Here is a 25,680-nt window from a genome sequence, read left to right on the forward strand (position 1 = left end):
CGGATTTCCCGCCAGGACGTCACCCGGCGTGACGCCTCAGTAAAAAGTGAGCGCTTTTGCGCGCTTGTCGCAGTTTTCCTCGCCGCAGAGCTCGAGTATCAGGTAACCCTCGAACGGCAACTGGTCGAAGTAGTCGGTGAGGTCGTTGCGCTGCAGCATGTCACCGTCCTCCTTGCAGTCAAAGCTGTTGTCGGACAGGAATTTACATTCAAACTTGACATCCACCGTGGCGGCGCAGTGGTCGTTGTACTCGACGCCGCACTCTTCGTTCACCACGCGTTTGTCGTCGCCGGACAGGATGTCGTCGCGGCTGATGTAGAGTCGGGCATCGAATATAAAGGCGCCGGCGGGTTCGGTTCGCCACCGTACATGGACCGTTTCACCCGGGTACAGCTCTGATTTGTTGAGCGAAAACCGATCGATGTCCACTTCCAGGTCCTCGTTGATTTCCTCCAGGACCGGGTCGTCGTTTCCGCCGCAGGCGCCCAACAAACTCACCAGCGCCACTACCAGCCAACCGCGTCTAGCCATCATTTTGTAACCTCGCTATGCTATTGAAAATCTCGCTGTAAAAAGCCTTGCCGATCGGAGATTTCCCCGGCGCCCCGCCGGGGCGGGTAGCTATCGGACTTGCGCGCTAGTCTAGCCAGGCTCCCCCGCGGTGCATGTGTCAAATGTCATCCGTGTGCAAGGCAGTGACTTTCGCCCTATCCGCGAACGCCCCGGGTTCTGTCATAATCACCCCCATGCACGCACACCCCCCCTCGGTTTTCCACCAGATCAACTTTATCCTGAGCCTTGCGGTGTGGACGGTGATCGTTGGCCTGACCGTCAATGCCTGGAAGTCGCCGGACTCTCCCTTGAGCCCCGTCGCGGGTTGGTCCGCCACCTCGTTCCTGCTCAGCCTGGTGGCGCTGGCGCTGGTGCTGGCCTTTCTGGTTGCCCATGAATACTGGCTGCACAAACAGCGGCGGCACTCGCTTGCCCGCCACCTGTGTGCCTGGGCCGGCCTTGCCTGTGTCAGCTTGCTGCTGGCCTACCACACCCTGTTGTACTCGGTGCTGTTCGTGATCTACCTGCCGCGGATGGTGGAGCACTTTCCCCTGCGGGGCTGCCTGGCCCTGGCGGTACTGCCCATCCTCACCGACGGCGCGCTGGAGCACATGGCCGGCTACCCCTTCGCCATGGTCGACGCCGTGCTCTATATACTGATGTCCCTGTTCGTGGTGGTGTTCGGCTTCGCCCTGAAGTCCGAGCGCCTGGAAAAGGAAACATCCCGACGCCTGTTGAGCGAGCTCAAGGCGACCCAGTCGCTGTTGGGAAGCACCGCCAAGCGGGACGAACGCCTGCGCATCGCCCGCGATTTACACGACAGCATTGGCCACCACCTGACGGCCCTGAGCCTGCAGTTGGAGGTGGCCTCGCACTCCACCGACACCGGGGCGGTGGGGCAGCACGTGGCGCTGGCGCAGCGCATCACGCGCCTGCTGTTGAGCGACGTGCGCGCCACGGTTGGCGATTTTCGCAGCGCCAGCGATACCGGCTTGCGCCCCGCCCTGGAACAGTTACTGCAGGGGGTGAGCGATCTGGAGGTGGAGCTGGACTTCCCGGACAAGCTGCACATCGACGATGCGCGCTATGCCGAGACCCTGCTGCGCTGCGTGCAGGAGGCCCTGACCAATACCCGCCGTCACGCCAGGGCGCGGCGCCTGCGCATCGCCTTGGATAGCAGCGGTGAGGCGCTGCGATTGACCTGCAGTGACGACGGTCGCGGGAACGCCCAGCTGCGCCCTGGCTTCGGCCTCACCGGGATGCGCGAGCGGGTCGAGGCGCGCGGCGGCGAGCTGCGGATCGACAGCGGCCCCGGCGGTACCGAATTGCAGATACTGCTCCCGCGCAAGGACGCCTGACATGGAAGCGATCAATATCCTGCTGGTGGACGACCAGCACCTGGTGCGCGAGGGTATCAAGAGCCTGCTGGCCCTGCGGCCGGGCCTGCATGTGGTGGCCGAGGCCAGCGACGGCAGGCAGGCGCTGTCGTGCCTGGACAGTCACCCCGTGGACGTGGTGCTGCTGGACATTCGCATGCCGGTGATGTCGGGCCTGGAAGTTCTGGAAAGCCTCGGCGAGTCGTCGCGCGCGGTCAATGTCCTGGTCCTCACCACCTTCGACGAGCACGAGCTGGTACTGGACTGCCTGCGCCTGGGCGCCCGCGGCTACCTGCGCAAGGATGTCACCCTGGATGCCCTGGTCAAGGCCATACACACCGTGGCCCGGGGCGAGCACTGGGTGCAGCCGGCGATCACCGAGCGCGTGGCGTCCGCCTGGCCTGAATACCCCGCAAGCGACAGCGTCCACACCCCGCTCTCCGCCATCGAGACGCAGGTCTTGCAGCTGGTGGCGGCGGGCTACTCCAACGAGGAAATCGCCCGCGCCACCCACAAGTCGGTGGGTACGGTGCGCAACCAGGTGTCGTCGATTCTCGGTAAGTTAAACGTGCGCGACCGGACCCGCGCGGTACTCAAGGCCATGGATATGGGCTTGCTCTACTAGCAGCTGTCGCTCGCCGCGATAGGCGAGGCACTCCCCTGGGCCGCTGTGTGCGGCGCGACATCCTGTTCACTGGGTCTGCGCCTGCGGGAACACGGAACTTGCTCGATCAGCACATAACGATATAACATATCATTTATTGTTTTTCTTCAAATGGATGTGAGTTCGATGGCTGGTGGATTGAGGTATTCCTACCTGGTGACGTTGCTTGTGGCGGCTCCTGTAACGGTTGTCGCGCAGCAGGAGAGGGAAGCCGCTCAAGTGCAACGCGACCTGTCCGAAGTGATTGTCGTCGGCCAGTCACAGCGCGAGCGGCTGTTGGACACGCAGACGAAAACCGGTAGTCGCCTGGGGCTGACGGCGCGAGAACTTCCGGCGATTGTCGATATTCTCTCCAGCGACAAGCTGCTTGAACTCGGGGCGAGATCGAGTCTCGAGGCACTCAACCGGGCGCCGGGTGTGAATGCAACGCTGACCGCGACAAGCCCAGGCGTCCCCACGATGCGGGGTTTTACCACGGTGGGGTTGCTTTACGATGGCGTGCAGGTCGGCAGCCCGTCAATGATGTCCCGCACCATCGACAGCTGGGCTTTCGATCGCATCGAGGTGTTGAAGGGGCCGGCTTCGGTCATGTATGGCGAGGGCGCCCTGGGCGGGGCAATCAACCTGCTACCGAAGCATCCGCAAATGGCGGAAGCCAGTGCGCAGGGGATAGTCAGCTACGGCAGTTATGACTCGGCTCGCATTGCCGGTGATATCAATGTCCCCCTGGGCGAAACGCTGGCGGCTCGCGTCGTGGCCAGTCACAGCCACGGCGACGGCTATGTCGACGATGCCGGCAGCGAATTCACCGGCGTCTCGTTGAGCGCGCGCTACCTGCCCCACGATCGGCTCGTGGTCGATTTGGCCTTCGACTACAACGAGGATGCCTACGATGTCGCCGATCTCGGCACGCCCCTGGTCCCGCTCGATGTTGCCCGCAAACCGTCGAATATAGTGTCTTCGGCCGATGGCTGGGTGGTGGATCGCGCGCTACGCGACACCAACTACAACTTCGGCGATGGCATCATCGACTCGGATACCCAGTGGTATCGCTCGCACCTCAGTTACCAGCTGGCGGAGGGCGTGGAGTTCCGTAACCAGCTGAGCTATTACCACTCGGATCGACGCTTCATCAACGCCGAGATGTTCAGCTACAACGTCGATACCGGCCTGCTTGACCGGTCCTCGGGTATCATTACCCACGATTTCGATTACCTCATCGAAAGGGCGGCCGTGGCGGCCGATTTCGAGGTTGGCGGCATGCGCAACCGACTTACGGTCGGAGGAGAGTACAGCGACCTGGATTTTGCCACCCGTCGCTACTTTGTGTTCGGGGACCCCAGCCTGGCCGTTGCCCTGGACGAGCCGGATCGGGGACTCTTCCCCGGGGGATTTGGCTCGGGGGCGGCGCTGCCCGCCGAGAACCAGATGTCGGACGTGGAGATACGCTCGGTGTTTGTCGAGCACGCCCTGAATCTGACATCGCGCTGGCTCCTGGTAAGCGGCGTGCGCAACGACTGGATCGACTTGAAACGGTCGGTACTGTCCTCCGATAGCGACTACCAGAGCGACTACGACGCACTGTCGTGGCGCGTGGGGTCGGTTTTCGACATTTTGCCCAGTACCCAGGTCTTCGCCCAGTACAGTGAGGCGATCGCCCCGGTCAGTAATTTTGTGCGTATGTCCCTGACCAACTCGACATTCGAGCTGACCCGGGGGCGCTCGGTGGAAGCCGGCATCAAGTCCAGCTTCTGGAATGAACGCGCCGAGTTGACGCTGGCCGGCTACTGGATTGAACAGGATGACATTGTTACCCGGGATCCGATCAATCCGACGATGCGGGTGCAGGGCGGCAGCGCGTCCTCCCGCGGCCTGGAGCTGTCGCTGTCGGCGGCACTGACGGATTCACTTCGCGTTGACGGCAACTACACCGTGCTCGACGCCAGGTTTGAGGAGCTGCTGGATGCCCAGGGCTTGAGTCTCAAAGGGAATACGCCGCCGCGCGTACCCGAGACCGTGGCGAATCTGTTCGCATTCTACGATGTGCCGGGTACCCCGTTGACGGTGAGCGCGGGCATCCGCCACGCCGGCCGCGTGTTTACCGACGAAGCCAATAGTATTCGCATGGATGGCTATACCACCGTTGACGCGGCGCTCAGTTATGAATTTTCCTTCGGCGAGTTGACCCTCAGGGGACGCAATCTTGGCGATGAGTTCTATGTGGAGTACACCGACGTCAATTCGCGGCAATTCCAGGTTGCGCCGCCGCGCACTGTCGAAGTGACCCTGAGCTCGAGTTTTTGAGCATGAGGCACGGTTTGTTGCGCGTTTTCAGTAGAGCGCTGTGCGGGGTGTATCCGTTGGCCCTGCTCGCGACAGTGCCCGCGCATGCCCAGCGCGCATCCGAGAATGCCGTGGTGGCCGCGGACGATGCATTTGGCACCACCATTGGCAATGAGAGTATTGGCCTGTATAGCACCAGCTCGGTACGGGGCTTCTCGCCTATCCAGGCGGGGAATGTGCGCATAGAGGGCATCTACTTCGACCGCCAGGGCTATACCTCGCCGCGTTTTACACCGAGTTCGACCATCAGGGTTGGGCTTTCCGCCCAGGGCTATTTGTTTCCCGCGCCGACGGGAATCGTCGACTACTCCCTGCATAGGGCCGGTGACGAGGCCGTTGTCAGTGTTGCCGCGGGGCTGGACCCCTATGCCGCGCCGTACCTGGAAATCGACGCCAAGCAGCCCTTGATCACGGGCCGCCTCGGGGTTGCCGCGGGTGTGTCCTATGCCCGGGAGCAGTACTATGACGGGTCCGAGGCCACGTACTTCCGTGCCGGAGTGGTACCGCGCTGGACACCCACCGACAACATAGAAGTACTGCCTTTTTTTGGGATCACCAGGGGGCGGGAGGAAGAGACGCCGCCGACCATTCAAACGGCGGGGGATTACCTGCCCCCGGAGGTCGAACGCCGCAAGTTCTTCGGTCAGGACTGGGCCGACAAGGACAGCACCAGTATTAACACGGGCGTGGTCGCCAAGGGGCGCTTCGGCGAGGGCTGGGTGCTGTCGGGCGGCATATTCCGTTCGTCCTTCGACGCGCGGCGTGAATTTGTCGATCTCTATACCAACACCACAGCGGATGGCAGGACCCACAACCTGTTGATACCCGATCCGGCGCAGCGATCATCATCCACCAGCGGGGAATTGCGTCTTAGCCGGGATGTCCGTGCCGATAAGCGGTTGCATACATTCACCGCATCCGCCCGTGCCCGCCGTGTGGAGCGCCTGTACGGTGGCTTGGGCACACCCATTGATCTGGGTGAGCGCCAGCTGGGAAGCTCCTTCGACTGGCCCGAGCCGGAACGGTTCGACTACGGTGAACGTTCGCGCGACGAGGTTCGTCAACTGACCCTGGGTTTGGCCTACGGCCTGCGCTGGCAGGGTGTCGGCGAGCTGGGGCTGGGTGTGCAGCGGGCGGATTACGAAAAGGTCGTCACACAACCCGGTTTGCCCGTTACCCGGACTGAGGATCAGCCGCTGTTGTTCTACGGCACCTCGGCGCTCTATCTGGGGCCCCGGCTTGCACTCTATGGCGGTTACACCCGCGGACTGGAAGAGAGCGGGGTGGCGCCGGACAACGCGGTGAACCGCAACGAAGCGCTGCCCGCGGTTATTACCGAACAGATGGAAGTCGGCTTGCGTTGGGCGGCGAGCGAACAGTGGCGTTTGATCGCCGGTTTTTTCCAGGTTGAAAAGCCGTATTTCGTCAACGACGAAAGCGGCGTGTACCGGACACTCGGCGACGTGCGCAACCGGGGCCTGGAGGTCAGCCTGACCGCGCGTCCCGTCGACGCGCTGACCATTGTTGCCGGAGCCGCGTTGATCGACCCCCGCGTCACGGGGGAAGCCGTGGACGAAGGCAGGATCGGCGACCGGCCGGTGGGTGAAACCGCGGACTTGCTGCGCATGAATACCGAGTACCGCATGCCCTTCGCGCCGGGCTGGTCCGTCGACGCCGCAGTGGCCCACTACGGCGAACGCACCGCGTCGCGCAGTGGCGATCTCAAGCTGCCCAGTTATACCTTGCTCGATGTGGGCGCCCGCTATCGCTTCGAGCTTTTCGGCTCCTCGGCGACAATGCGTTTGCAGGCCAGGAATCTCACCAATGAATTTGCCTGGTCCGTGCTCGGTGATCGCAGTTTTGGCCTCAAGGACAAACGCCGGTTTTCGGCTTCGCTGGTGGTGGATTTTTAGCAATCGACGTCGTTGATAAACGCTCGAGGTTCCGGATTGGCGTACATGCCGGGGGATTGGTATGTGGAGAACGGGAGGACGGTGCCGGCGGGTTTGCGCGCTATCCGCCCTCCATACGCTTCGCCAGTTCCGGATTGCCGTGGGGATCGTGCCTATCGGCCATGCCGTCGATGACACCCTGGAGGTCCCGCCCGGATTTGTTCTGGCTTAACTTCCACTTGCCGTGGATGTCTTCGATGGGCATCTCAATGCCGACGATTGCTTTTAGCTGGCTGGCAATATAATCCTCCGGCGCATCGGCCACTGACCAGGGTTGCGGCCGAACGCCCTCGTGTTGCGCGGTCAGGTCGTTCAGTTGTCGGCGAAGCCAGGCGGGGTCCTCGATAATTGCCGGCTTTCCCCTCGCTTCCACGGCGATATAGTTCCAGGTCGGCACCGCACGCTGGTCGTCCGCCTTGCTGGGATACCAGGAGGGCGAGACATAGCCATCCTCGCCCTGAAACATCACCAGGCAATCCCGGCAATCCGCCAGTACCTTCCAGTGGGGATTGGCCCTGGCCAAATGGGCGCGCAGTACACCGAGCTCCCCTTCCCGCGGATACAGCGTAAAGGGGGTGGGCGAAGCCTGGAGACCACTGGCGCCATAGCTTATCAACAGCCCCAGCGGATGCGTGGTCATCAGGGCGTGGAGCTGTTCGATCCGATCTTCGCGAAAACTGCCGGGGATGTGCATGGTTAGTGTTCCTTGCTTAAATAGGGTGCGACATTGCGCAGCATCCGCTCAACCGAGTCGTCTTTTTCTCCAACCGGTGCGATATAGTGCATCGCGTCCTCGGCTGCTTCGATACCTGCCAGGCGGGCAATGACCCAGCTGGCCAGGTACTGAGATCCCAAACAGCCACCCGCCGTGGCAATGTTCCCCGCGGCGAAAAACGCCTGGTCGAGCACCTCAACACCGGCCTGCTCGACCCAGGGTTTGCTGGTCAGGTCGGTGCAGGCGGGCGTACTATCGAGCAAGCCGAGCCGCGCCAGAACCAGGGCGCCCGAACACTGGGCCCCGATCAGTTGCCGTTCGGGGTCGAGTTGTAGCTGGCTCATCAGCGATGAATCCGCCACCACCTTCCGTGTCTGCAAACCGCTACCCACCAGGACTACATCGGCCCCGGCCGCTTCAGTGAGTGAAGCCTGGGCCTCGACAGTAACACCGTTCATCGATGTGATTCGGGGTGTTGGGGCGGCAATGGATACGCGCCAGCCGGATTTATCAACGCGATTGAGTATGCCAAGCGCGATAAACGAGTCGAGTTCGTTGAAGCCTTCAAAGGTGAGAATGGCGATATGCATCGGGTGGGCTCCGGCATGTTGATTCACTCAAGGCATCCTAGGCACAATATCTATAACAATCAAAATATTGTACTGGATACAATTAGCCATGCCCCGTGCCCGTTACAAGCAAGTTGTCGACACCTTTGCCGCCGGGATTCGTTCCGGGGAATTGCCGCCGGGTGAACGCCTACCCACTCATCGGCAACTCGCCACCCAGCATGGCCTTGCGTTGGCCACGGCTTCACGGGTGTATGCGGAGCTCGAATCTATGGGCCTGGTGATCGGTGAAACGGGGCGCGGCACTTTCGTCCGCGAAATCTCCCTGCCGCGCGGCATGGGCATCGACCAGCACGCGGTGGCCGATGACATGGTGGACCTGAACTTCAACTACCCCTCGCTGCCCGACCAGGCGGAACTGCTGCGCAGCGCTTTGCGCAGACTGGCGGCGGCGGGCGACCTGGATGCACTGTTGCGCTACCAGCCCCACGGCGGGCGCGCCCATGAGCGGGAAAGCGTCGCCCGACACCTGGCCAGTCGCGGCCTGTGTGTCGAATCGTCCGACGTTGTTATTGTCGATGGCGCCCAGCATGGCTTGGCGACGACCGCCATGGCATTGCTGAAACCCGGTGAGGTGGTGGCAGCCGACGCATTGACCTATCCCGGCATGAAAGTACTCGCCGAAAGCCTCGGCTTTGAGTTGGCGCCAGTGCCGGCAAATCGGCAGGGGCCGGACCTGGGCGCCCTGGAACGCCTGTGCGCCCGGCGCCGGGTGCGCGCGGTCTATGTACAACCCACCGTTCACAATCCACTGGGTTGGGTGATGAGCCGCCAGCGCCGGCGCGACCTGGTAGCGCTGGCGCGGCGATACGACCTGGCGCTGATCGAAGACGCACCCTACGCCTTCCTGGAAGCGGATGCGCCGCCACCGCTTGCGGCCCTGGCGCCGGAACGAACGGTCTATGTCTCAGGGCTTTCCAAGAGCGTCGCCACCGGGTTGCGTGTCGGCTTTGTCGCTGCGCCGCAAGCGTGGGTTGCCAGTATAGAGCGCGCTATCCGCGCCACAACCTGGAATACGCCGGGGGTCATGACCGCGATTGCCTGTGGCTGGATCGAAGACGGGACCGTGACGCGGCTGGAGTCGCAGAAACGCAAAGACGCCGCTGCCCGGCAGGCCGTCGCAGCGGAAGTGTTGCAAGGGCTGCGGTTCGTTAGTCATCCGGCGTCCTACTTCCTGTGGCTGCCGCTTCCCGAGGAGGTTCGTGCAGAGCGTGTGGTTCGGGATTTACTCGACCAGCGGATATCGGTGTCGACCGCCGAGCCGTTTTCGATAGCGGCCCATGCGCCACATGCGATTCGTATCGCACTGGGCTCGGTGGACTTGTCGACGCTTCGGCAGGCGCTGATGATGGTGAGGCAGGTTGTCGAGCACCACCACGACGGCTAGCCGGGTTCGGCGAGACGGTTACCCGGGATGGTTTGGTCTGTACGTATATCTGGTGTGGGAGGTTGAATTTACGATTCGACGTTCGGCTGGCACGTGGATTGGCCGTTGAAAAGCGCAGGTTGTTTTAATGGTACCGGAGGCCGGGCTTGACAGTCCGACGCTTCGGCCGGCACGTGGATTGGCCGTTGAAAAGCACAGGTTGTTTTAATGGTACCGGAGGCCGGACTTGACGGTCCGACGCTTCGGCCGGCACGTGGATTGGCCGTTGAAAAGCACAGGTTGTTTTAATGGTACCGGAGGCCGGACTTGAACCGGCACGCCTGTTAGGGCATCGGATTTTGAATCCGACGTGTCTACCAATTTCACCACTCCGGCACAGGAGAAGGGCTGCAATCGCCCCGGTGAGAGCGCGCGATTATAGCAATCGCGGGCCATTGTGCAATGGTGGACTGGCTTAAGGGCTCTTAACCTCGGTCCCGAATCCCTGTACACTGCGCGCCACCCGCCGCCGCAGGCGGCTATTGATGTTGGCCCCAGGGGCCTGTTCTGAGTACCCAAGGAGAAAAGAGATGGCAATGAAGCTGGTCAAGAAGACAGCCGAGTACAGCATTTACCAGCGTGGCGACGAGCGCTACGCGGTGAAAGGTGCGGACAAGAAGCCGGTGAACGGCGAAGAGAAGGTGCGTATCTTGGTCGCGGAAGGCCTGGTTACCGTTACCGCGCCGGCCGAGAAGCCCGCCGAGGAAGAAGCTGCGGCAGAGGGCGGTGAAGAGGCCGCTGGCGAGGAAAGCGCCGAGTAAGGGCGTTTCGCGCTATGATGGAAGCCGGCCTCGGGCCGGCTTTCTTGTTTTGGGGGCCCCATAACGGGACGACCCGAGAGGTATTCAGGCTTCTCCACACCCTATGAAACGCAGCGATTTTGACTACGATTTGCCGCCGGAACTGATTGCCCAGCACCCCCTGGCGGAGCGCAGCGGCAGCCGCCTGCTGTGCCTGGACGGGGCGAGCGGGGCGGTCGAGCACCGCCGTTTTCACGACCTGCTGGACCTGCTGCGGCCGGACGACCTGCTGGTGTTCAACAACACCCGGGTGATACCGGCCCGCCTGTGGGGCCAGAAGGAGACCGGCGGCCGGCTGGAGATCCTGATCGAGCGCCTGACCGGCATCGACACCGCGCTGGCCCATATCCGCAGCAGCAAGTCGCCCAAGCCCGGCAGCCGCCTGCTGCTGGCGCCCGCGCAGGGGGCCGAACCGGGGCCCTATTCGCTGGAAGTGACGGAGCGGGTGGGGCCGCTGTTCGCACTGCGCTCGCCGGAGGGTCAGCCCCTCAGTGAGATTCTGCAGGTGATCGGGCACATGCCCCTGCCGCCCTATATCGAGCGCGCCGACGAGGCCGAGGACCAGAACCGCTACCAGACCGTGTACGCCGAGCGCGAGGGCGCCGTGGCGGCGCCCACCGCGGGCCTGCATTTCAGCGAGGCCATGCTGGCTGAGCTGGAGGAGCGGGGTGTGGAACGCACCTTCGTCACCCTGCACGTGGCGGCGGGCACCTTCCAGCCGGTGCGGGTGGACGATATCGAGGACCACCCGATGCACGCTGAGTACGTGGAGGTCGGTGAGGCCGCCTGCGAGGCGGTGGCGCGAACCCGCGCCCGGGGCGGGCGGGTGATCGCCGTGGGCACCACCGCGGTGCGCTGCCTGGAGACCGCCAGCGCCGCCGCCGGCGAGCCGCAGCCCTACTGCGGCGACACCGACATCTTCATCTACCCCGGCTACCGCTTCCGGAGCATCGATGCCATGGTTACCAACTTCCACCTGCCGGAGTCCACCCTGCTGATGCTGGTGAGTGCCTTTGCCGGCCGCGACACCGTACTGGCCGCCTACCGCGAGGCCATCGCCCAGCGGTACCGCTTCTTCAGCTACGGCGACGCCATGTTTATCACCCCCGGTCCCCAGGCGGAGGGCAGCGTATGAGCCGCCAGTGCCACATGCAGTTCGAGCGCCTGGGCAGCGACGGTGCCGCCCGTCGCGGCCGACTGACCTTCCCCCGGGGCACAGTGGAGACACCGGCCTTTATGCCGGTGGGCACCTACGGCACGGTGAAGGGCATGTTGCCCCGGGACATCCGCGCCATCGGCGCCGAGATTATCCTCGGCAATACCTTTCACCTGTGGCTGCGCCCGGGCACCGATATCATCGAGCGGCACGGCGACCTGCACGACTTCATGGCCTGGGACGGCCCCATCCTCACCGACTCCGGCGGCTTCCAGGTGTTCAGCCTGGGCAAGATGCGCAAGATCACCGAGGAGGGGGTGCGCTTCCAGTCGCCGGTGGATGGCTCCAAGGTCTTTTTGGACCCCGAAACCTCCATGGCCATCCAGCGCAGCCTGGGCTCGGATATCGTGATGATCTTCGACGAGTGCACGCCCTATCCGGCCACCGAGCAGGAGGCGCGCGCGTCGATGGAGCTGTCCCTGCGCTGGGCCGCCCGCAGCAAGGCGGCCCACGGCGACAGCCCCAGCGCCCTGTTCGGCATTGTGCAGGGGGGTATGTACCCGCAGCTGCGCCAGGCCTCCCTGGCGGGGCTTACCGACATCGGTTTCGACGGCTACGCCATCGGCGGCCTGTCGGTGGGCGAGCCCAAGGACGAGATGATGGCGGTGCTGGATGTGATGCAGCCCATCCTGCCGCAAGACCGCCCGCGCTACCTGATGGGCGTGGGCACCCCGGCGGACCTGCTGGAGGGCGTGCGCCGCGGGGTGGATATGTTCGACTGCGTGATGCCCACCCGCAACGCCCGCAACGGCTTTATCTTCACCTCCCGCGGCCAGCTCAAGCTGCGCAACGCCCGCCACAAGACCAGCACCCTGCCCTTGGATGAGGAGTGCGACTGCTACACCTGCAGCAATTTCAGCCGCGCCTACCTGCACCACCTGGACAAGTGCAACGAGATCCTCGGCAGCCAGCTCAACACCATTCACAACCTGCACTTCTACCAGCGCCACATGGCGGGTATCCGCGCGGCCATCGAAAACGGGTCGCTGGAAGCGTTCAGCGAAGCCTTTTACGAGCAACAGGCGCGGGGGGTGTAGGGTGTACAAGCTCTGCTTCTATGTGCCGGAAACCCATGTCGAGGCCGTAAAAACCGCGGTCTTCGCCGCTGGCGGCGGCCGTATCGGCGATTACGACAGCTGTTGCTGGCAGGTGCTCGGCCAGGGGCAGTTCCGTCCGCTGGCGGGCAGTGACCCCTTCCTGGGCAAACAGGGCGAAATCGAACAGGTGGACGAGTACCGGGTGGAGCTGGTGTGCGACGAGGCGCATATCGCCACCGTACTCGCCGCCCTGAAGGCGGCCCATCCCTATGAAGAGCCGGCCTACGATGTACTGCAGGTGGTGACGGAGTTCCCCGCCTAGATGGCCGGCGCCGACGGACTACTGGACGGCCTCGCCGAGCGCCACCCCTGCCGGCGCGAAGCCTGGGAGGGGGTGGGGCGCCAGGCCGGCGTGCTGGTGGCCCTGACCGACGAGCCCGCGCCCCGGGTGGTGTTGGGCCGGCGCGCCGACCACCTGCCCCTGCACCCCGGCGAGATCGCCTTTCCCGGCGGCAAGCGCGAGGCGGAGGATCATTCTCCCTGGGACACCGCGCTGCGTGAGTCGCAAGAGGAAGTGGCCCTGTCGCCGGCGCTGGTTAAGCGCCGCGCCGAACTGTCGCCCCTGATCACCCGCACGGGTTTTTGTGTCTACCCCTGCATCGGCGTGATTCCCGCGGACGTGGAGCTGAGCGCCGACCCGGCGGAGTTCGACAGCGTGTTCCTGCCGCCCCTGGCGCGCTTTGCCGATCCGGCGCTGTTCCGCCTGGAGTTGATGTCCGCCGGCAGCCGGCAGGTCCACGTGCCGCACTACTGCATCGGCGACGATAATGTCTGGGGTGTCACCGCCGCGGTGCTGGCCCAGATCGTCAACGTGGTCTACGATGCCGGCTTCGATCTGAAACGCAACTGGAAGGAAACACCATGAAATACAGCCTCGGGGACAAGCAGGTCAAACTGGAGGGCGAGGGCCATTTCATCGCCCCCAATGCGGCGGTGATCGGCGATGTCACCCTGGGCGAGCGCGCCAGCGTCTGGTTCAGCTGCGTGCTGCGCGGCGATGCCGAGCGCATTGCCGTGGGTGCCGGCAGCAATATCCAGGACGGCACGGTGATCCACGCCGACCCCGGCTTTCCCGCCGTCATTGGCGAGAATGTGACCGTGGGCCACAACGCCATGCTGCACGGCTGCAGCATCGGCGACGGCTCCCTGGTGGGTATTGGCGCGGTGGTGCTCAACGGCGCCAAAGTGGGCAAAAACTGCCTGATCGGCGCCAACGCCCTGGTGACCGAGGGCATGGAGATTCCCGATGGCAGCATGGTGCTGGGCGCGCCGGCGAAGATCAAGCGGACCCTGGACGAGGACGCGCGGAAGATGCTGCAACTCAACGCCGAGCACTACGTCAACAACGCCGCGCAGTTCAGCGCGCTACTGGCGGAACAGGACTGAGGCCGTCCATGAGCGACAGTGCGGAACCCCAATCCCCCTGCATCGCGGTGTGCGTTCTCAATGAAGAGGACGTGTGCCTGGGCTGCTACCGCAGCGCCGATGAGATCACCGACTGGTTCATGGCCAGCGCCGAGGAAAAACGCGCCATCCTCGAGCGCGCCCGGGCGCGCCTGATCGCCGACAACCCGATCCGCCTGGGCTGAATCAGGCGGCCTGCACGCGGGCCCGTACCGCCTGTACCACGTTGCCCTGCAGCTCCTGCGTTTCCAGCAGGTAGCCGTCGATGGCCAGGCCCACGTTGGCGTCGGGGAAGGATTCCAGGTATTCCAGCACCAGGCCGCTGACGGTCTTTGGCCCGTCGGTGGGCAGCTCCCAGTCCAGCGACTTGTTGATCTCGCGGATGTTGGCGTTGCCGGTGATGATGTAGCTGCCGTCGCGCTGGGGGAAGATCACGTCGGCGGTATCCAGCAGGTTGGAGGTGAACTCGCCGACGATCTCCTCGAGGATGTCCTCCAGGGTCACCAGGCCCATCACGTCGCCGTATTCGTCCACCACGATGCCCAGGCGCAGCTTGTTCTTCTGGAAGTTGAACAGCTGGGTGTGCAGCGGGGTGCTCTCGGGGATGAAGTAGGGGGTCTCCATCTCCCGTTCCAGCGCCGCGCGGTCCAGGCCCTGGGAGTCGATAATACGGCTGATGTTGCGCATGTGCAGCACGCCGACCACGTTGTTGATGTCGTCGCGCCACACCGGCAGGCGGGTGTGGGAACTGGACTGGATGGTGCGCAGGATGTCCTCGTCGGAGTCGTCGAGGTCGATGCCGTACACATCGTTGCGCGGCACCATGATGTCGTCCACCGACACTTCCTCGAGGTCGAGGATGTTGAGCAGCATGCCCCGGTGGCGGGTGGGAATCAGCTGCCCGGCCTCGGTGACGATGGTGCGCAGTTCCTCGGTGGACACGTGCTCGTCGCCGGCCTTGGAGGGGTCCACGCCCAACAGGCGCAGCAGGCCGTTGGTCACCGAGTTGATCAGCCATACCAGCGGGTACATCAGCTTCATCAGCGGCAGCAGTATTACGCTGGCCGGGAAGGCGACCTTTTCCGGGTGCAGGGCGGCGATGGTCTTGGGGGTGATCTCGGCGAAGATCAGGATGACCAGGGTCAGGCCGCCGGTGGCGATGGCGATACCGGCGTCGCCCCACAGGCGGATCGCGATCACGGTGGCGATCGCCGAGGCGAGGATGTTGACGAGGTTATTACCGATCAGGATCAAGCCGATCAGGCGGTCCGGACGCTGCAGCAGCTTGCTGGCCCGGTGCGCCCCACGGTGCTTGTTCTTGCGGAGGTGTTTCAGCCGGTAGCGGTTGAGGGACATCATGCCGGTTTCCGAACTGGAGAAGAAACCGGAGAGCAGGATGAGGACTACCAGAACTGAGCTTAAAAGACCCAGCGGTGCTTCGTTCAAAGCAGGAATGAACCCCTGAAATTCTGGAAACGGCTATCTTGAAGAAAATCCCCGGGCGGGGCAAGCCCGTTCGCGCCCCGGTGGGAAAAGGTGAGGGTCAGGTGAGGATCAGCTCCAGCACCAGTTTGGAGCCGAAAAAGGCCAGCATCAGCGCCGCGAACCCCGCCAGGGTGAAGCGCACCGCGGTCTGGCTGCGCCAGCCCAGCTGGTAGTGCCCCCACAGCAGGGTGGAGAAGGTGAGCCAGGCGATGATGGTCAGCGTGGTCTTGTGCACCAGGTGCTGGGCGAACAGGTCCTCCACGAATAAAAAGCCGGTGGCGATGGCCAGGGTGAGCAGCAGCACGCCGGCCCACAGCAGTTCGAACAGCATGGTTTCCATCAATTGCAATGGCGGCAGCACGCGCACGATGCCGCCGGGGTGGCGGTGGCGCAGCTGGTAGTCCTGCACCGCCACCAGCGCCGCCTGCACCGCCGCCAGGGTGAGCACCGCATAGGCGAGGATGGAGCTGGCCACGTGCACCAGCAGGCCGGGCCCCAGCTGGCCGCTGCTGGTGTCGGTCTGCGGGCCGAAGGTCGACACCAGCACGGCCACCGCCGACAGGGGGAAGGTGACCAGCAGCAGGTTCTGCAAAGGCCGGCGCCACAGGATGGAGGCCAGGCAGGCGATATTGATCACCAGGAAGATCAGCGCCGAGATTTTATAAAAGCCCAGGTGGACCCCCTCGCCGACGGCGACGTTGTCCCAGGCCACCAGGGCGTGGCAGCCGAGGGCGAGTACGGTGACCAGCACCAGGGTGCGGCTGGCGTGCGCCGCGCGCTGGGCGAGGCTCAGCACCTGCAGCCCGGTCGCCACCAGGTAGAGCAGGGCGGCCAGGGTGGCAATGAAGGGCAAGGGCATGGGTTTGGGGGATGGGCTCGGGTGGCGTATACTGCGCACCTTTGTACCTAAGTGTTCCGGCGGAATCAATAGCCCCGGGCCCGGGCCGGGTTTCAGGCCCGGCCGCGAAGCCGTCATTGCAGCTTTACCAAGAGACTCCCCATGTTCCAGAGTTTGTCAGATCGCCTGTCCAACAGCCTGCGCAACGTCACCGGCAAAGCGCGGCTCTCCGAGGACAATATCCAGGACACCCTGCGCGAGGTGCGCATGGCCCTGCTGGAGGCCGATGTCGCCCTGCCGGTGGTGAAACAGTTCGTCGAGGCGGTCAAGCAGCGCGCCCTGGGCATGGAGGTGACGAAGAGCCTGAGCCCGGGCCAGGCCTTCCTGAAAATCGTCCAGACCGAGCTGGAGTCGGTAATGGGCGAGGCCAACGAGGGCCTCAACCTGGCGGTGCAGCCGCCGGCGGTGATCCTCATGGCGGGCCTGCAGGGCGCCGGTAAAACCACTTCGGTGGCCAAGCTGGCCAAGCTGCTCAAGGAGCGCGACAAGAAGTCCGTTACCGTGGTCAGCGCCGACGTCTACCGCCCGGCGGCGATCAAGCAGCTGGAGACCCTGGCCGGCGAGGTGGGGGTGGATTTCTTCCCCAGCGAGCCCGACCAGAAGCCGGTGGATATCGCCCGGGCGGCGATCGATCACGCCAAAGTGAAGTTTTCCGACGTGCTGATCGTCGATACCGCGGGCCGCCTTACCGTGGACGAGGCGATGATGGCGGAGATCGCCGAGCTGCACAAAGTCGTTAATCCGGCGGAGACCCTGTTCGTGGTCGACGCCATGACCGGCCAGGACGCGGCCACCACCGCCAAGGCCTTCGGCGAGGCCCTGCCGCTCACCGGCGTGATCCTGACCAAGGTCGATGCGGACTCCCGCGGCGGTGCCGCGCTGTCGGTGCGCACCATCACCGGCAAGCCGATCAAGTTCCTCGGGGTGGGCGAGAAGACCGCCGCCCTGGACCCCTTCCATCCCGACCGCCTGGCCTCGCGCATCCTCGGCATGGGCGACATGCTGTCGCTGATCGAGGAGGCGGAGCAAAAGGTCGACCGCAAGAAGGCGGAGAAGCTGGCGCGCAAGGTCAAGAAGGGGCAGCGTTTCGACCTGGAGGACTTCCGCGACCAGCTGCAGCAGATGAACAACATGGGCGGCATCACCGGCATGCTCGACAAGCTGCCGGGCATGGGCAACATGGCGCAGATGGCCCAGCAGAACCTGGACATGAAGATGTTCGCGCGCATGGAGGCGATGATCAATTCCATGACGCCGATGGAGCGGCGCAAGCCCGAGCTCATCTCCGGCTCGCGCAAGCGCCGCATCACCCAGGGCTCCGGCACCCAGGTGCAGGACCTGAACCGCCTGCTCAAGCAGCACAAGCAGATGCAGAAGATGATGAAGAAAATGAAGGGCGGCGGCATGGAGAAAATGATGCGCGGCCTGGGCGGAATGGGCGGCGGCGGTGGCGGCATGATGCCCCCCGGCGGCGCGGGGGGCGGTTTCCCCTTCCGCTAATCCCTCTCCCTGTAGGGTCGAATTCATTCGACCAAAAGCGGCGGAATGAATTCCGCCCTACAGGGGAGGCGCCACCGTCCGTGTAGGGTCGAATTCATTCGACCAAAAGCGGCGGAATGAATTCCGCCCTACAAGGGGATACGCCACCATCCGTGTAGGGTCGAATTCATTCGACCAAAAGCGGCGGAATGAATGACCCGAAAAGAGGGGCCCGCTGTCCGCCCTACAGGGGATGCGCCACCGTCCGTGTAGGGTCGAATTCATTCGACCACCGCCCGCCCGACCGCCCCGGCAGAAAAATCCCACCCCACAGGGCGATCTAAACCCCCGAAATCGCTGCAAAATTTCCGCCGCCGGGGGTTTCCATGCGGCGGGATTTTCCGTATGATACGCCACCTTTCCGGCCCTGGTGCCGGTGTTTGCCGTGGAATTGTGGTGGGGTTCGCCGCATTTCCCCACTAATTTTCAGGAATTTACGCAATTATGGTAACAATTCGTTTGTCGCGCGGTGGCGCCAAGAAGCGCCCGTTCTACCACCTGACGGTGACTGACAGCCGCAACTCACGCGATGGCCGCTTCATCGAGCGCGTCGGCTTCTTCAACCCGGTCGCCCGCGGCCAGGAAGAGCGCCTGCGCATCGACGCCGACCGCATCGAGTACTGGCAGGGCCAGGGCGCCCAGCTGTCCGATCGCGTGGCCAAGCTGCTGAAGGACAGCGCCGCGGCCTGAGTGCTTGCGTCCGATGGGAGACCATGACCCGGGTGAGCTGCTGACGGTCGGCAAGATCACCGGCTGTTACGGCATCAAGGGCTGGGTCAAGGTGCACTCCTATACCGACCCCCAGGAAAACTTCCTCAAGTACGGGGGGTGGGTAATCCGGCGTCGCGAGGGGCCAGGCCCCATCGACTTCGATGCCGGCAAGCGTCACGGCAAGGGGCTGGTGGCCCATATCCGCGGTGTGGATGATCGCACCACGGCGGAGAGCTACCAGGGCCTGGAAGTGGCGGTACCGGCCGGCAGCCTGCCGGCGCTGGAGGAAGGCGACTTCTACTGGCACCAGCTGGAGGGCCTGGAAGTCTGGTGTGGTACCGATGACGGCGATGTCCTGTTGGGCACGGTGGACTACCTCATCGAGACCGGCGCCAACGACGTGCTGGTGGTGAAAGCCAGCGCGCGGAGTATCGACGAACGGGAGCGCCTGATCCCGTACCTGCCCGGCGATGTCGTGCGCAGGGTGGACCTGGAAGCAGGCCGAATAGAGGTGGACTGGTTCCCCGACGAGTAGGAACCGACACCGACGGAGTGAACGTAAACGGGGGCAGGGCACAATGCGCATCGCAGTGGTGAGCCTGTTTCCGGAAATGTTCGGCGCCGTCACCGAGCACGGGGTGACGGGCCGGGCGGTCAGGCAGGCGTTGGTGGGCATCAGCCACAGCAACCCGCGTGACTACACCGTGGACAGGCATCGCACGGTGGACGACAGGCCCTACGGCGGCGGCCCGGGCATGTTGATGAAGATCGACCCGCTGCAGCAGGCCATCGCCGCCGCGCGGGAGCAGGTGAGGGGAGAAGACGGGGCGAGGCCCCATGTGGTCTACCTCTCGCCCCAGGGGCGGCGTTTCGACCACCGCAGGGCGGTGGCGCTGGCACAGAAGGAGGCGCTGATCCTGGTCGCCGGTCGCTACGAGGGCGTGGATGAGCGCCTGATCGAGGCCGAGGTGGACGAGGAGTTGTCGATCGGCGACTACGTGTTGACCGGTGGCGAGCTGGCCGCCATGGTGGTCATCGACGCGGTGACCCGGCAGTTGCCCGGGGTGCTGGGCCACGAGGCCTCGGCGGATGAGGATTCCTTCGCCAACGGCCTGCTGGATTGCCCGCACTACACCCGGCCCGAGGCTTACCAGGGCAAGGTCGTGCCGGAAGTATTACTCAGCGGGGATCACGAGCGGATCCGCCGCTGGCGCCTGAAGCAGGCGCTGGGTCGCACGCGGGAGCGGCGCCCGGACTTGCTGGAGGGCAGGGCGATGACGCCCGAGGAAGAGGAATTGCTGGCCGAGTACCTCAGCGAGAACCCCTCGTCATGAGAGCGGCGCCGCGACAAGGCTTTTAGATGATCGCTAGCTGTGAAGCTACGAGTTTGATACGACAGGAGCGCACCATGAGCACCAACAAGATTATCTCTCAGCTTGACGCTGAACAGATGGAAAAAGAACTGCCTGAGTTCAGCCCGGGTGACACCGTGGTTGTGCAGGTGAAAGTAAAGGAAGGCACCCGCGAGCGCCTGCAGGCCTTTGAAGGCGTTGTGATCGGCAAGCGCAACCGCGGCCTGAACTCCGCGTTCACCGTGCGCAAGATCTCCCACGGCGTGGGTGTCGAGCGTACCTTCCAGAGCTACAGCCCGCTGGTCGACAGCATCCAGGTGAAGCGCCGCGGCGACGTGCGCCAGGCCAAGCTGTACTACCTGCGCGAGCTGAGCGGCAAGGCGGCCCGCATCAAGGAGAAGCTGGCCAACTAAGCCGGCACTCCTTCTCCAAGCAGTACCCCAAAGCGGCCCCAGTGGCCGCTTTTTCGTTGTGGGGCGGGTTCTCCGCCCTGCGCGAGCGATCTCCTCCCGCATCGCCGCCCCGGCGGACGGCTCTCCGGCCCGCCTGGACTAACTATGCATCCAGCCGGCTCTGGACAGATATTCCATATGCGTTTAATTTTGTAGAAATAAAACGCAAACGAAAAATATTTGTCTGGAGAGTTTTTGTAATGAATAAGCTATTCGCCGACCGTGTGGCCGTGGTCACCGGCGCGGCGACCGGTATCGGCCGCGCCAGCGCCGAGTTGCTGGCCGAGCGCGGTGCGCGGGTCTGTGTGGCGGACATCAACCTGGCGGGGGCCGAGACGGTGGCCGCGGGTATCCGCCAGCGCGGCGCGCAGGCTATCGCCGCCGAGCTGGATGTCAGCCTCGAAGCGGACAACGCGGCCCTGGCCGAGCGTGTCGCGCGCGAGTTGGGCCCGCCGCGGATTATCCACCTCAATGCCGGCATCCTGCGCCAGACCGCCATCCTCGACAGTACCCTGGACGATTGGCGGCAGGTCATCGACATCAACCTCAATGGCGTCTTTCTGGGCCTCAAGCACCTGGTGCCGATCATGCCCGCAAGTGGCGGCTCGGTGATCGCCACCGCTTCCTTCGCCGGCCGTGAAGGCAGCGCCGGTTTGCCCGCCTATGTCGCCAGCAAGCACGGCGTGGTCGGGCTGGTCAAAGCCGCAGCCGCGGAGTTCGGCCCGCGCGGGGTTCGCGTCAACGCGATCTGCCCGGGCCCGATCTACACCGACATGATGATCACCGCCGGCAGCCTGGCGCAGGTCAACGCCTCGCCGCTGGCCGCGACCACCATGCTCAAGCGCGTGGGCGAGCCGCGGGAAGTGGCCGAGCTGGTGAGCTTTCTGGCCAGTGAGGCGGCCTCCTACATTACTGGCGCGGTGTATCCGGTCGATGGCGGCATGCCGCTGCTCGGCGAGCACCGCGATTAGGGCTTTGTATTATGGAAACCGCTATGAACGAACTGAATGTACTGGCCCGGCGCGTCGAGCAGCTGGAAGCCATCGATGCCATCAAGGCGCTCAAGTACCGCTACCTCAACGCCTGCGACGAGAAGCGCCCGGAGCAGGTGCTGGCCTGTTTCGCCCCGGGGCCCGTGGCCATCGACTTCGGCCATATCGGCCAGTTCGACAGCCGCGAGGCCTTCGTCGAGGTCTTCAAGGAGCTGGGTTGCCACGAACACATCGTCGACATGCACCACGCCCAGAATCCCCTGGTCGAGTTGCAGGGCGCGGACCGGGCCACGGCGAAAATCTGCCTGCGCTTTTTGAGCCTCAATACCCGCGACAAGACCCGGATACAACTGGGCGGCCACTACGACGATCACTACCAGCGCGTCGACGGCGAGTGGCTGATCACCGCCAGCCGCTTCACCGTCACCGCGGTGGAAATGCAGGACTTTGCCGCCGGGCAATCGGTGGTGACCTACGCCGGCAGCCGCATGCCGGACGCCTGATGTATAGGCACGCCATCGAGCAAACAACAAAACCAGGATAAAACCGCGAGGAGTTACACCATGAAAACCCCAGCTTCATCCCTCGGTCGGGCGGCGCTGTTTGGCGCGGCCCTCCCAGTGGCCCTGCCCCTGACCGTCGCCGTGCCCCTGGCGCTTGGCGTCCCTCAAGCCCAGGCGGCCCTGGAAGAGGTGGTCGTTACCGCGCGCAAGCGGGCGGAAAACCTGCAGCAGACGCCCATCGCCGTCACCGCGTTGACTGGCGAAACCCTGTCCGAGGCCGGTATCAGCCAGCTGACGGCCATTGACCGGCAGACGCCGAACCTCACCTTCACCGTCGGCACCGGCGGCGGCAGTTCCACCGTCAATGCCTTTATCCGCGGCGTTGGCGAAACCGACTTCATCATCACCACCGATCCCACTGTCGGCCTGTACCTGGACGGCGTGTATATCGCCCGCGCCTTCGGCGCCAACATGGAATTGAAGGACGTCGGCCGCATCGAGGTGCTGCGCGGGCCCCAGGGCAGCCTGTTCGGCAAGAACAGCATTGGCGGCGCCATCAATGTGGTCACGCGCAAACCCGACGGCAACACCGAGGCGGAAATCGAGCTCAGCGCCGGCTCGCGCGACTTTCGCGGCCTGTCGTTCTACGGCCAGACGGCCTTGACCGACACCCTCGCGGCGAGCCTGTCCTACCTGCAAAAGGACGCCGACGGCTGGCAGTCCCGTCCCGGCCCCGACGCCGGCGACGTGGACCTGGCCACCGCGCGGCTGATTCTGAACTGGACACCCTCGGATACGTTTGAGTCGACCTTGTTCATCGACTGGCACGAGCAGGACCAGACCGGCTATCCCAACGTGATGCTGTCCTTCCAGGACGGTTCGTTCTTTGGCGACCTGTGGAACACCCTGAATCCCGCCACCCCCTGCTGTACGCCCAATGCCGATATCGATGTGTCGGGCGCCAGCGGATCCCTGCCGAACGACGACGTCGACGGCCTCGGCCTGAACTGGACCAATACCTGGCAACTGGGCGCGGTGGAGTTGAAGGCGATCACCGGCTACCGCGAAACCGACGCGCTGTTCGGTCGCGACGGCGACAACAGCGCCCTGAACTACACCGGCGACAGCCACGACCTGGAGCACGAGCAGTTCAGCCAGGAGCTGCAACTGACCGGCCAGCACGGGGCGCTGGACTGGGTGGCTGGCCTGTACTACTTCGAGGAAGAGAGCCAGGACAACACCGACCTGATCATTATCGAGGGCATCGGCACCTCGGTGCGCTACGACAACCTGCAGGAAACCACCAGCTACGCGGCCTACCTGCACGGCGACTACGCCCTGACCGAAAAATGGAATCTCTATGCCGGGTTGCGTCACACCGTGGAGGAGAAGGACTTCCAGCAGCAAATCAGCTACTACGATTTCGACGCGCCCTTTGTGTTCCCGGCACCGGGCCAGCCCGTCGGCAGCTGTCGCTTTGACGCGGCACGGACCTACTTCGATTGCTCGCAGGACTGGTCTAACACCTCGCCCAAGCTGGGCATCAGCTACCAGCTGGACGACGACATCATGACCTATGCCCACGTCAGCCGCGGTTTTCGCAGTGGCGGCTACAACGGCCGGGCCTTCGGCAGCGCCGCCGACCTGCAGGAATACGATCCCGAAACCCTGACCAGCTACGAGGCGGGCCTCAAGGCGGAGTTGCTGGCGCGCAGCCTGCGGCTGAACGCGGCGGTGTTCTACAACGACTACGAGGATATCCAGCTGCTGATCACCCGCGCCGGTTCCGTGGCCACCGAAAACGCCTCCAAAGCCAGTATCTCCGGCTTCGAGCTGGAGGCCACCTGGCTGCCGGGCGCCGACTGGCAAATCCAGGCGGGGCTGGGCTATTTGCGGGACGATTCCGACGGCTGGGTCGATGTCACCGGCGACTTCACCGACACCGAGCTCAAGCAAACCCCGGACTGGACCGTGAACCTGGCCGCCGACTACCGCTTCGACCTCGGCGCCAGGGGCTCGGTGCTCGCCCGCGCGGATATGAAGTACACCTCGGACTACTACCTCAACGCGGTCAATACCGAGCAGCTGCACCCGGCGGGTCACACGCTCTTTAACGCCAGCCTCAGCTATGAGCCGCAAGACCAGCAGTGGCAGCTGTCGCTCCAGGGCCTGAACCTGGGTGACAAGCGCGTGCTGAATGCGGGCTTCGACGGCGCCGGGTTTTTCGGCTTCGTCGAGGGCAGCTATAATGCGCCCCGCACTTACCTGGCGAGTTTCAAGTATCGCCTGTAATCCGGTGCGCCGGGCGCTGTTGTTCCCGCGCCCGGCCAACCCGCGGATCTTGCATGGACGACACGGCAACCCCCACCCCGGCCCCCATCCCAGCCTCGATGGATGATACCGACCGCGCCCTGGCGGCGGCCCTGGAGGGCAATGTGCGGCGGCCCACGCGGGAGATCGCCGATGAAATCGGCATTTCCGCCCCCACCGCCAAGCGCCGGATCGAGCGCCTGCGCGGCGCCGGCCTGCTACACCTCGGGCCGGTGCTGGATTTGCACGCCGCCGGCTACGAGTACCTGTTGATTATCGGTATCAAGGTCGAGGGGCGCTCGCCCCTGCTGGTCGCCGGGGATGTCGCGGCCCTGGAGCCCGCGCTGACGGTCAATGTGGTGGTGGGTGCCTGCGACGTGGAGGTGGTGGCCGCGGTGAAGAGCCGCGAGGCGGTCAGCACCCTGCTGGCGGAGTCCCTGGTGGCCATCGCCGGTGTCGCCCATGTCGACTCCGCGCTGGCCCTGGAAGTCTGGAAATTCCAGCGGGGGCGGCTCACCGCGCCCCACCGCGAGGCGCCGCTGCGGCGCGACCGGCTGGACCCGCTGGACCTGAAGATTGTCCACTGCCTCGCCGAGGACGTGCGCAAGAGCAACCGCGCCATCGCCGGTGAACTGGCGATCTCGGAAAGCGCGGTGCGCACCCGTATCCGGCGCATGCAGGCCAACAAGCAGCTCAGCATGGCGACACCCTACCCGATTCCGGCGAGAGCGGTGAACGACGCCTTCGTCGGTCTGCGGGTGCGGGGAGGCATGAGCCGGTCGGTCTGCCGGGCGCTGTCGGCCATCGATGAGATCACGTTCGTCTGCACCACCCTCGGCCGCCACGACATCATCTGTTGCATCCACGTCACGGAATTGGAGGAGCTGACCGAAGTGCTGCACGACAAAGTGATCAGCATTCCCGGCGTCAAGAGCACCGCTCCCTCGCATTGCATCAAGCAGCTCAAGCACCAGTCGCTGCTGGGCCTGGTGCTGTAGGGCGCGCCGGCGCGCAGTGCCCCGACTCGCCAGGCCTTCCGTTATCGTATTACACTCTACGCCGCGACGCCGCGACGCCGCGACGCCGCGACGCCGCGACGCCGCGACGCCGCGCCCGACCCCGCGCAGGCGCCTTCGCGAATCGGCTGGCCGGCATTGCCGGGCGCGGCGGGTGCACTGGGGCGGCCGCAACCGGCTACAAGGAACTAAAGCCGGGCAGCAGCCTCCAATTGGCATACTTGACACAACAACCCCGGGCTGGCGGG

The 25,680-nt window shown here is 64.3% G+C and carries 26 protein-coding genes and 1 tRNA gene; 21 read left to right on the forward strand and 6 right to left on the reverse strand.

The window, feature by feature from the left end; genetic code table 11:
* Positions 1–36: 36 nt before the first annotated feature.
* Positions 37–534 (reverse strand): hypothetical protein, encoded by a 498-nt coding sequence (locus tag JYP50_RS05425; protein WP_206559467.1) that lies wholly within the window; start codon positions 532–534, stop codon positions 37–39.
* 212 nt (positions 535–746) lie between these two features.
* Here JYP50_RS05425 and JYP50_RS05430 point away from each other — a divergent pair, with 212 nt between their 5' ends.
* From JYP50_RS05430 to JYP50_RS05445, 4 genes are all read left to right on the forward strand, one after another.
* A complete protein-coding gene (locus tag JYP50_RS05430) occupies positions 747–1,910 on the forward strand; it encodes a sensor histidine kinase (protein ID WP_206559468.1) in 1,164 nt (387 codons plus the stop codon).
* 1 nt (position 1,911) lies between these two features.
* On the forward strand, positions 1,912–2,553 hold the full coding sequence (locus tag JYP50_RS05435) for a response regulator (protein WP_206559469.1): 642 nt from the start codon (positions 1,912–1,914) through the stop codon (positions 2,551–2,553).
* Positions 2,554–2,811: 258 nt separating this feature from the next.
* On the forward strand, positions 2,812–4,896 hold the full coding sequence (locus JYP50_RS05440; RefSeq protein WP_206559470.1) for a TonB-dependent siderophore receptor: 2,085 nt from the start codon (positions 2,812–2,814) through the stop codon (positions 4,894–4,896).
* A 2-nt stretch (positions 4,897–4,898) separates the two neighbouring features.
* On the forward strand, positions 4,899–6,848 hold the full coding sequence (locus JYP50_RS05445; RefSeq protein ID WP_206559471.1) for a TonB-dependent siderophore receptor: 1,950 nt from the start codon (positions 4,899–4,901) through the stop codon (positions 6,846–6,848).
* Between the two features lie 100 nt (positions 6,849–6,948).
* Here JYP50_RS05445 and JYP50_RS05450 read toward each other — a convergent pair whose 3' ends face one another.
* Both JYP50_RS05450 and JYP50_RS05455 read right to left on the reverse strand, forming a co-directional pair.
* Positions 6,949–7,581: an FMN-binding negative transcriptional regulator gene (locus JYP50_RS05450; protein ID WP_206559472.1), complete on the reverse strand. Its 633-nt coding sequence runs from the start codon at positions 7,579–7,581 to the stop codon at positions 6,949–6,951.
* Positions 7,582–7,583: 2 nt separating this feature from the next.
* Positions 7,584–8,192, reverse strand: a complete 609-nt coding sequence (locus JYP50_RS05455) for a DJ-1/PfpI family protein (RefSeq protein ID WP_206559473.1) — start codon at positions 8,190–8,192, stop codon at positions 7,584–7,586.
* 88 nt (positions 8,193–8,280) lie between these two features.
* Between JYP50_RS05455 and JYP50_RS05460 the strand changes: the two genes are divergently transcribed.
* Complete coding sequence (locus JYP50_RS05460; protein ID WP_206559474.1) at positions 8,281–9,618, forward strand: PLP-dependent aminotransferase family protein; 1,338 nt, start codon at positions 8,281–8,283, stop codon at positions 9,616–9,618.
* A gap of 288 nt (positions 9,619–9,906) precedes the next feature.
* On the opposite strand, the gene JYP50_RS05465 is transcribed toward JYP50_RS05460, so the two are convergent.
* Positions 9,907–9,993: transfer RNA gene (locus tag JYP50_RS05465), tRNA-Leu, on the reverse strand.
* A gap of 194 nt (positions 9,994–10,187) precedes the next feature.
* Between JYP50_RS05465 and JYP50_RS05470 the strand changes: the two genes are divergently transcribed.
* The 7 genes from JYP50_RS05470 (at position 10,188) to JYP50_RS05500 (ending at position 14,359) form a co-directional block, all read left to right on the forward strand.
* A complete protein-coding gene (locus JYP50_RS05470) occupies positions 10,188–10,418 on the forward strand; it encodes a hypothetical protein (RefSeq protein WP_347136726.1) in 231 nt (76 codons plus the stop codon).
* 103 nt (positions 10,419–10,521) lie between these two features.
* Positions 10,522–11,592: a tRNA preQ1(34) S-adenosylmethionine ribosyltransferase-isomerase QueA gene (gene queA / locus JYP50_RS05475; protein ID WP_206559475.1), complete on the forward strand. Its 1,071-nt coding sequence runs from the start codon at positions 10,522–10,524 to the stop codon at positions 11,590–11,592.
* 14 nt (positions 11,593–11,606) lie between these two features.
* A complete protein-coding gene (tgt, locus tag JYP50_RS05480; protein ID WP_206559764.1) occupies positions 11,607–12,710 on the forward strand; it encodes a tRNA guanosine(34) transglycosylase Tgt in 1,104 nt (367 codons plus the stop codon).
* 1 nt (position 12,711) lies between these two features.
* Positions 12,712–13,032 carry a YqfO family protein gene (locus JYP50_RS05485; RefSeq protein WP_206559476.1) on the forward strand — a complete coding sequence of 107 codons (321 nt, stop codon included), beginning with the start codon at positions 12,712–12,714 and terminating at the stop codon, positions 13,030–13,032.
* Positions 13,033–13,635: an NUDIX hydrolase gene (locus tag JYP50_RS05490; RefSeq protein WP_206559477.1), complete on the forward strand. Its 603-nt coding sequence runs from the start codon at positions 13,033–13,035 to the stop codon at positions 13,633–13,635.
* Positions 13,632–14,156 carry a gamma carbonic anhydrase family protein gene (locus tag JYP50_RS05495; protein ID WP_206559478.1) on the forward strand — a complete coding sequence of 175 codons (525 nt, stop codon included), beginning with the start codon at positions 13,632–13,634 and terminating at the stop codon, positions 14,154–14,156. The genes JYP50_RS05490 and JYP50_RS05495 overlap by 4 nt, the downstream gene beginning before the upstream one ends.
* A gap of 8 nt (positions 14,157–14,164) precedes the next feature.
* The gene (locus tag JYP50_RS05500) at positions 14,165–14,359 is read left to right on the forward strand and encodes a DUF1289 domain-containing protein (RefSeq protein WP_206559479.1); all 195 of its coding nucleotides are present in this window, start codon (positions 14,165–14,167) and stop codon (positions 14,357–14,359) included.
* 1 nt (position 14,360) lies between these two features.
* Here the strand turns inward: JYP50_RS05500 and JYP50_RS05505 are convergent, their stop codons facing one another.
* Both JYP50_RS05505 and JYP50_RS05510 read right to left on the reverse strand, forming a co-directional pair.
* Positions 14,361–15,620 (reverse strand): HlyC/CorC family transporter, encoded by a 1,260-nt coding sequence (locus JYP50_RS05505; protein WP_206559480.1) that lies wholly within the window; start codon positions 15,618–15,620, stop codon positions 14,361–14,363.
* 97 nt (positions 15,621–15,717) lie between these two features.
* Complete coding sequence (locus JYP50_RS05510) at positions 15,718–16,518, reverse strand: cytochrome C assembly family protein (RefSeq protein WP_206559481.1); 801 nt, start codon at positions 16,516–16,518, stop codon at positions 15,718–15,720.
* Between the two features lie 141 nt (positions 16,519–16,659).
* Here JYP50_RS05510 and ffh point away from each other — a divergent pair, with 141 nt between their 5' ends.
* From ffh to JYP50_RS05555, 9 genes are all read left to right on the forward strand, one after another.
* A complete protein-coding gene (gene ffh / locus JYP50_RS05515; protein ID WP_206559482.1) occupies positions 16,660–18,057 on the forward strand; it encodes a signal recognition particle protein in 1,398 nt (465 codons plus the stop codon).
* A 483-nt stretch (positions 18,058–18,540) separates the two neighbouring features.
* Positions 18,541–18,786 carry a 30S ribosomal protein S16 gene (gene rpsP / locus JYP50_RS05520; RefSeq protein WP_206559483.1) on the forward strand — a complete coding sequence of 82 codons (246 nt, stop codon included), beginning with the start codon at positions 18,541–18,543 and terminating at the stop codon, positions 18,784–18,786.
* A gap of 13 nt (positions 18,787–18,799) precedes the next feature.
* Entirely contained in the window at positions 18,800–19,342 is a 543-nt protein-coding gene (rimM, locus tag JYP50_RS05525) for a ribosome maturation factor RimM (RefSeq protein ID WP_206559484.1), read from the forward strand.
* Between the two features lie 43 nt (positions 19,343–19,385).
* Positions 19,386–20,141 (forward strand): tRNA (guanosine(37)-N1)-methyltransferase TrmD, encoded by a 756-nt coding sequence (gene trmD / locus JYP50_RS05530; RefSeq protein WP_206559485.1) that lies wholly within the window; start codon positions 19,386–19,388, stop codon positions 20,139–20,141.
* Positions 20,142–20,215: 74 nt separating this feature from the next.
* A complete protein-coding gene (rplS, locus tag JYP50_RS05535; RefSeq protein ID WP_206559486.1) occupies positions 20,216–20,572 on the forward strand; it encodes a 50S ribosomal protein L19 in 357 nt (118 codons plus the stop codon).
* A 239-nt stretch (positions 20,573–20,811) separates the two neighbouring features.
* A complete protein-coding gene (locus tag JYP50_RS05540) occupies positions 20,812–21,582 on the forward strand; it encodes an SDR family NAD(P)-dependent oxidoreductase (protein WP_206559487.1) in 771 nt (256 codons plus the stop codon).
* A gap of 23 nt (positions 21,583–21,605) precedes the next feature.
* Entirely contained in the window at positions 21,606–22,106 is a 501-nt protein-coding gene (locus tag JYP50_RS05545; protein WP_206559488.1) for a nuclear transport factor 2 family protein, read from the forward strand.
* A 60-nt stretch (positions 22,107–22,166) separates the two neighbouring features.
* Positions 22,167–24,398, forward strand: a complete 2,232-nt coding sequence (locus tag JYP50_RS05550; RefSeq protein WP_206559489.1) for a TonB-dependent receptor — start codon at positions 22,167–22,169, stop codon at positions 24,396–24,398.
* A gap of 53 nt (positions 24,399–24,451) precedes the next feature.
* Positions 24,452–25,414, forward strand: coding sequence for an Lrp/AsnC family transcriptional regulator (locus JYP50_RS05555; protein ID WP_206559490.1), 963 nt, complete (start codon positions 24,452–24,454; stop codon positions 25,412–25,414).
* Positions 25,415–25,680: the final 266 nt, after the last annotated feature.

The organism is Parahaliea mediterranea, assembly GCF_017255185.1.
Lineage (GTDB): Bacteria > Pseudomonadota > Gammaproteobacteria > Pseudomonadales > Halieaceae > JAFKCZ01.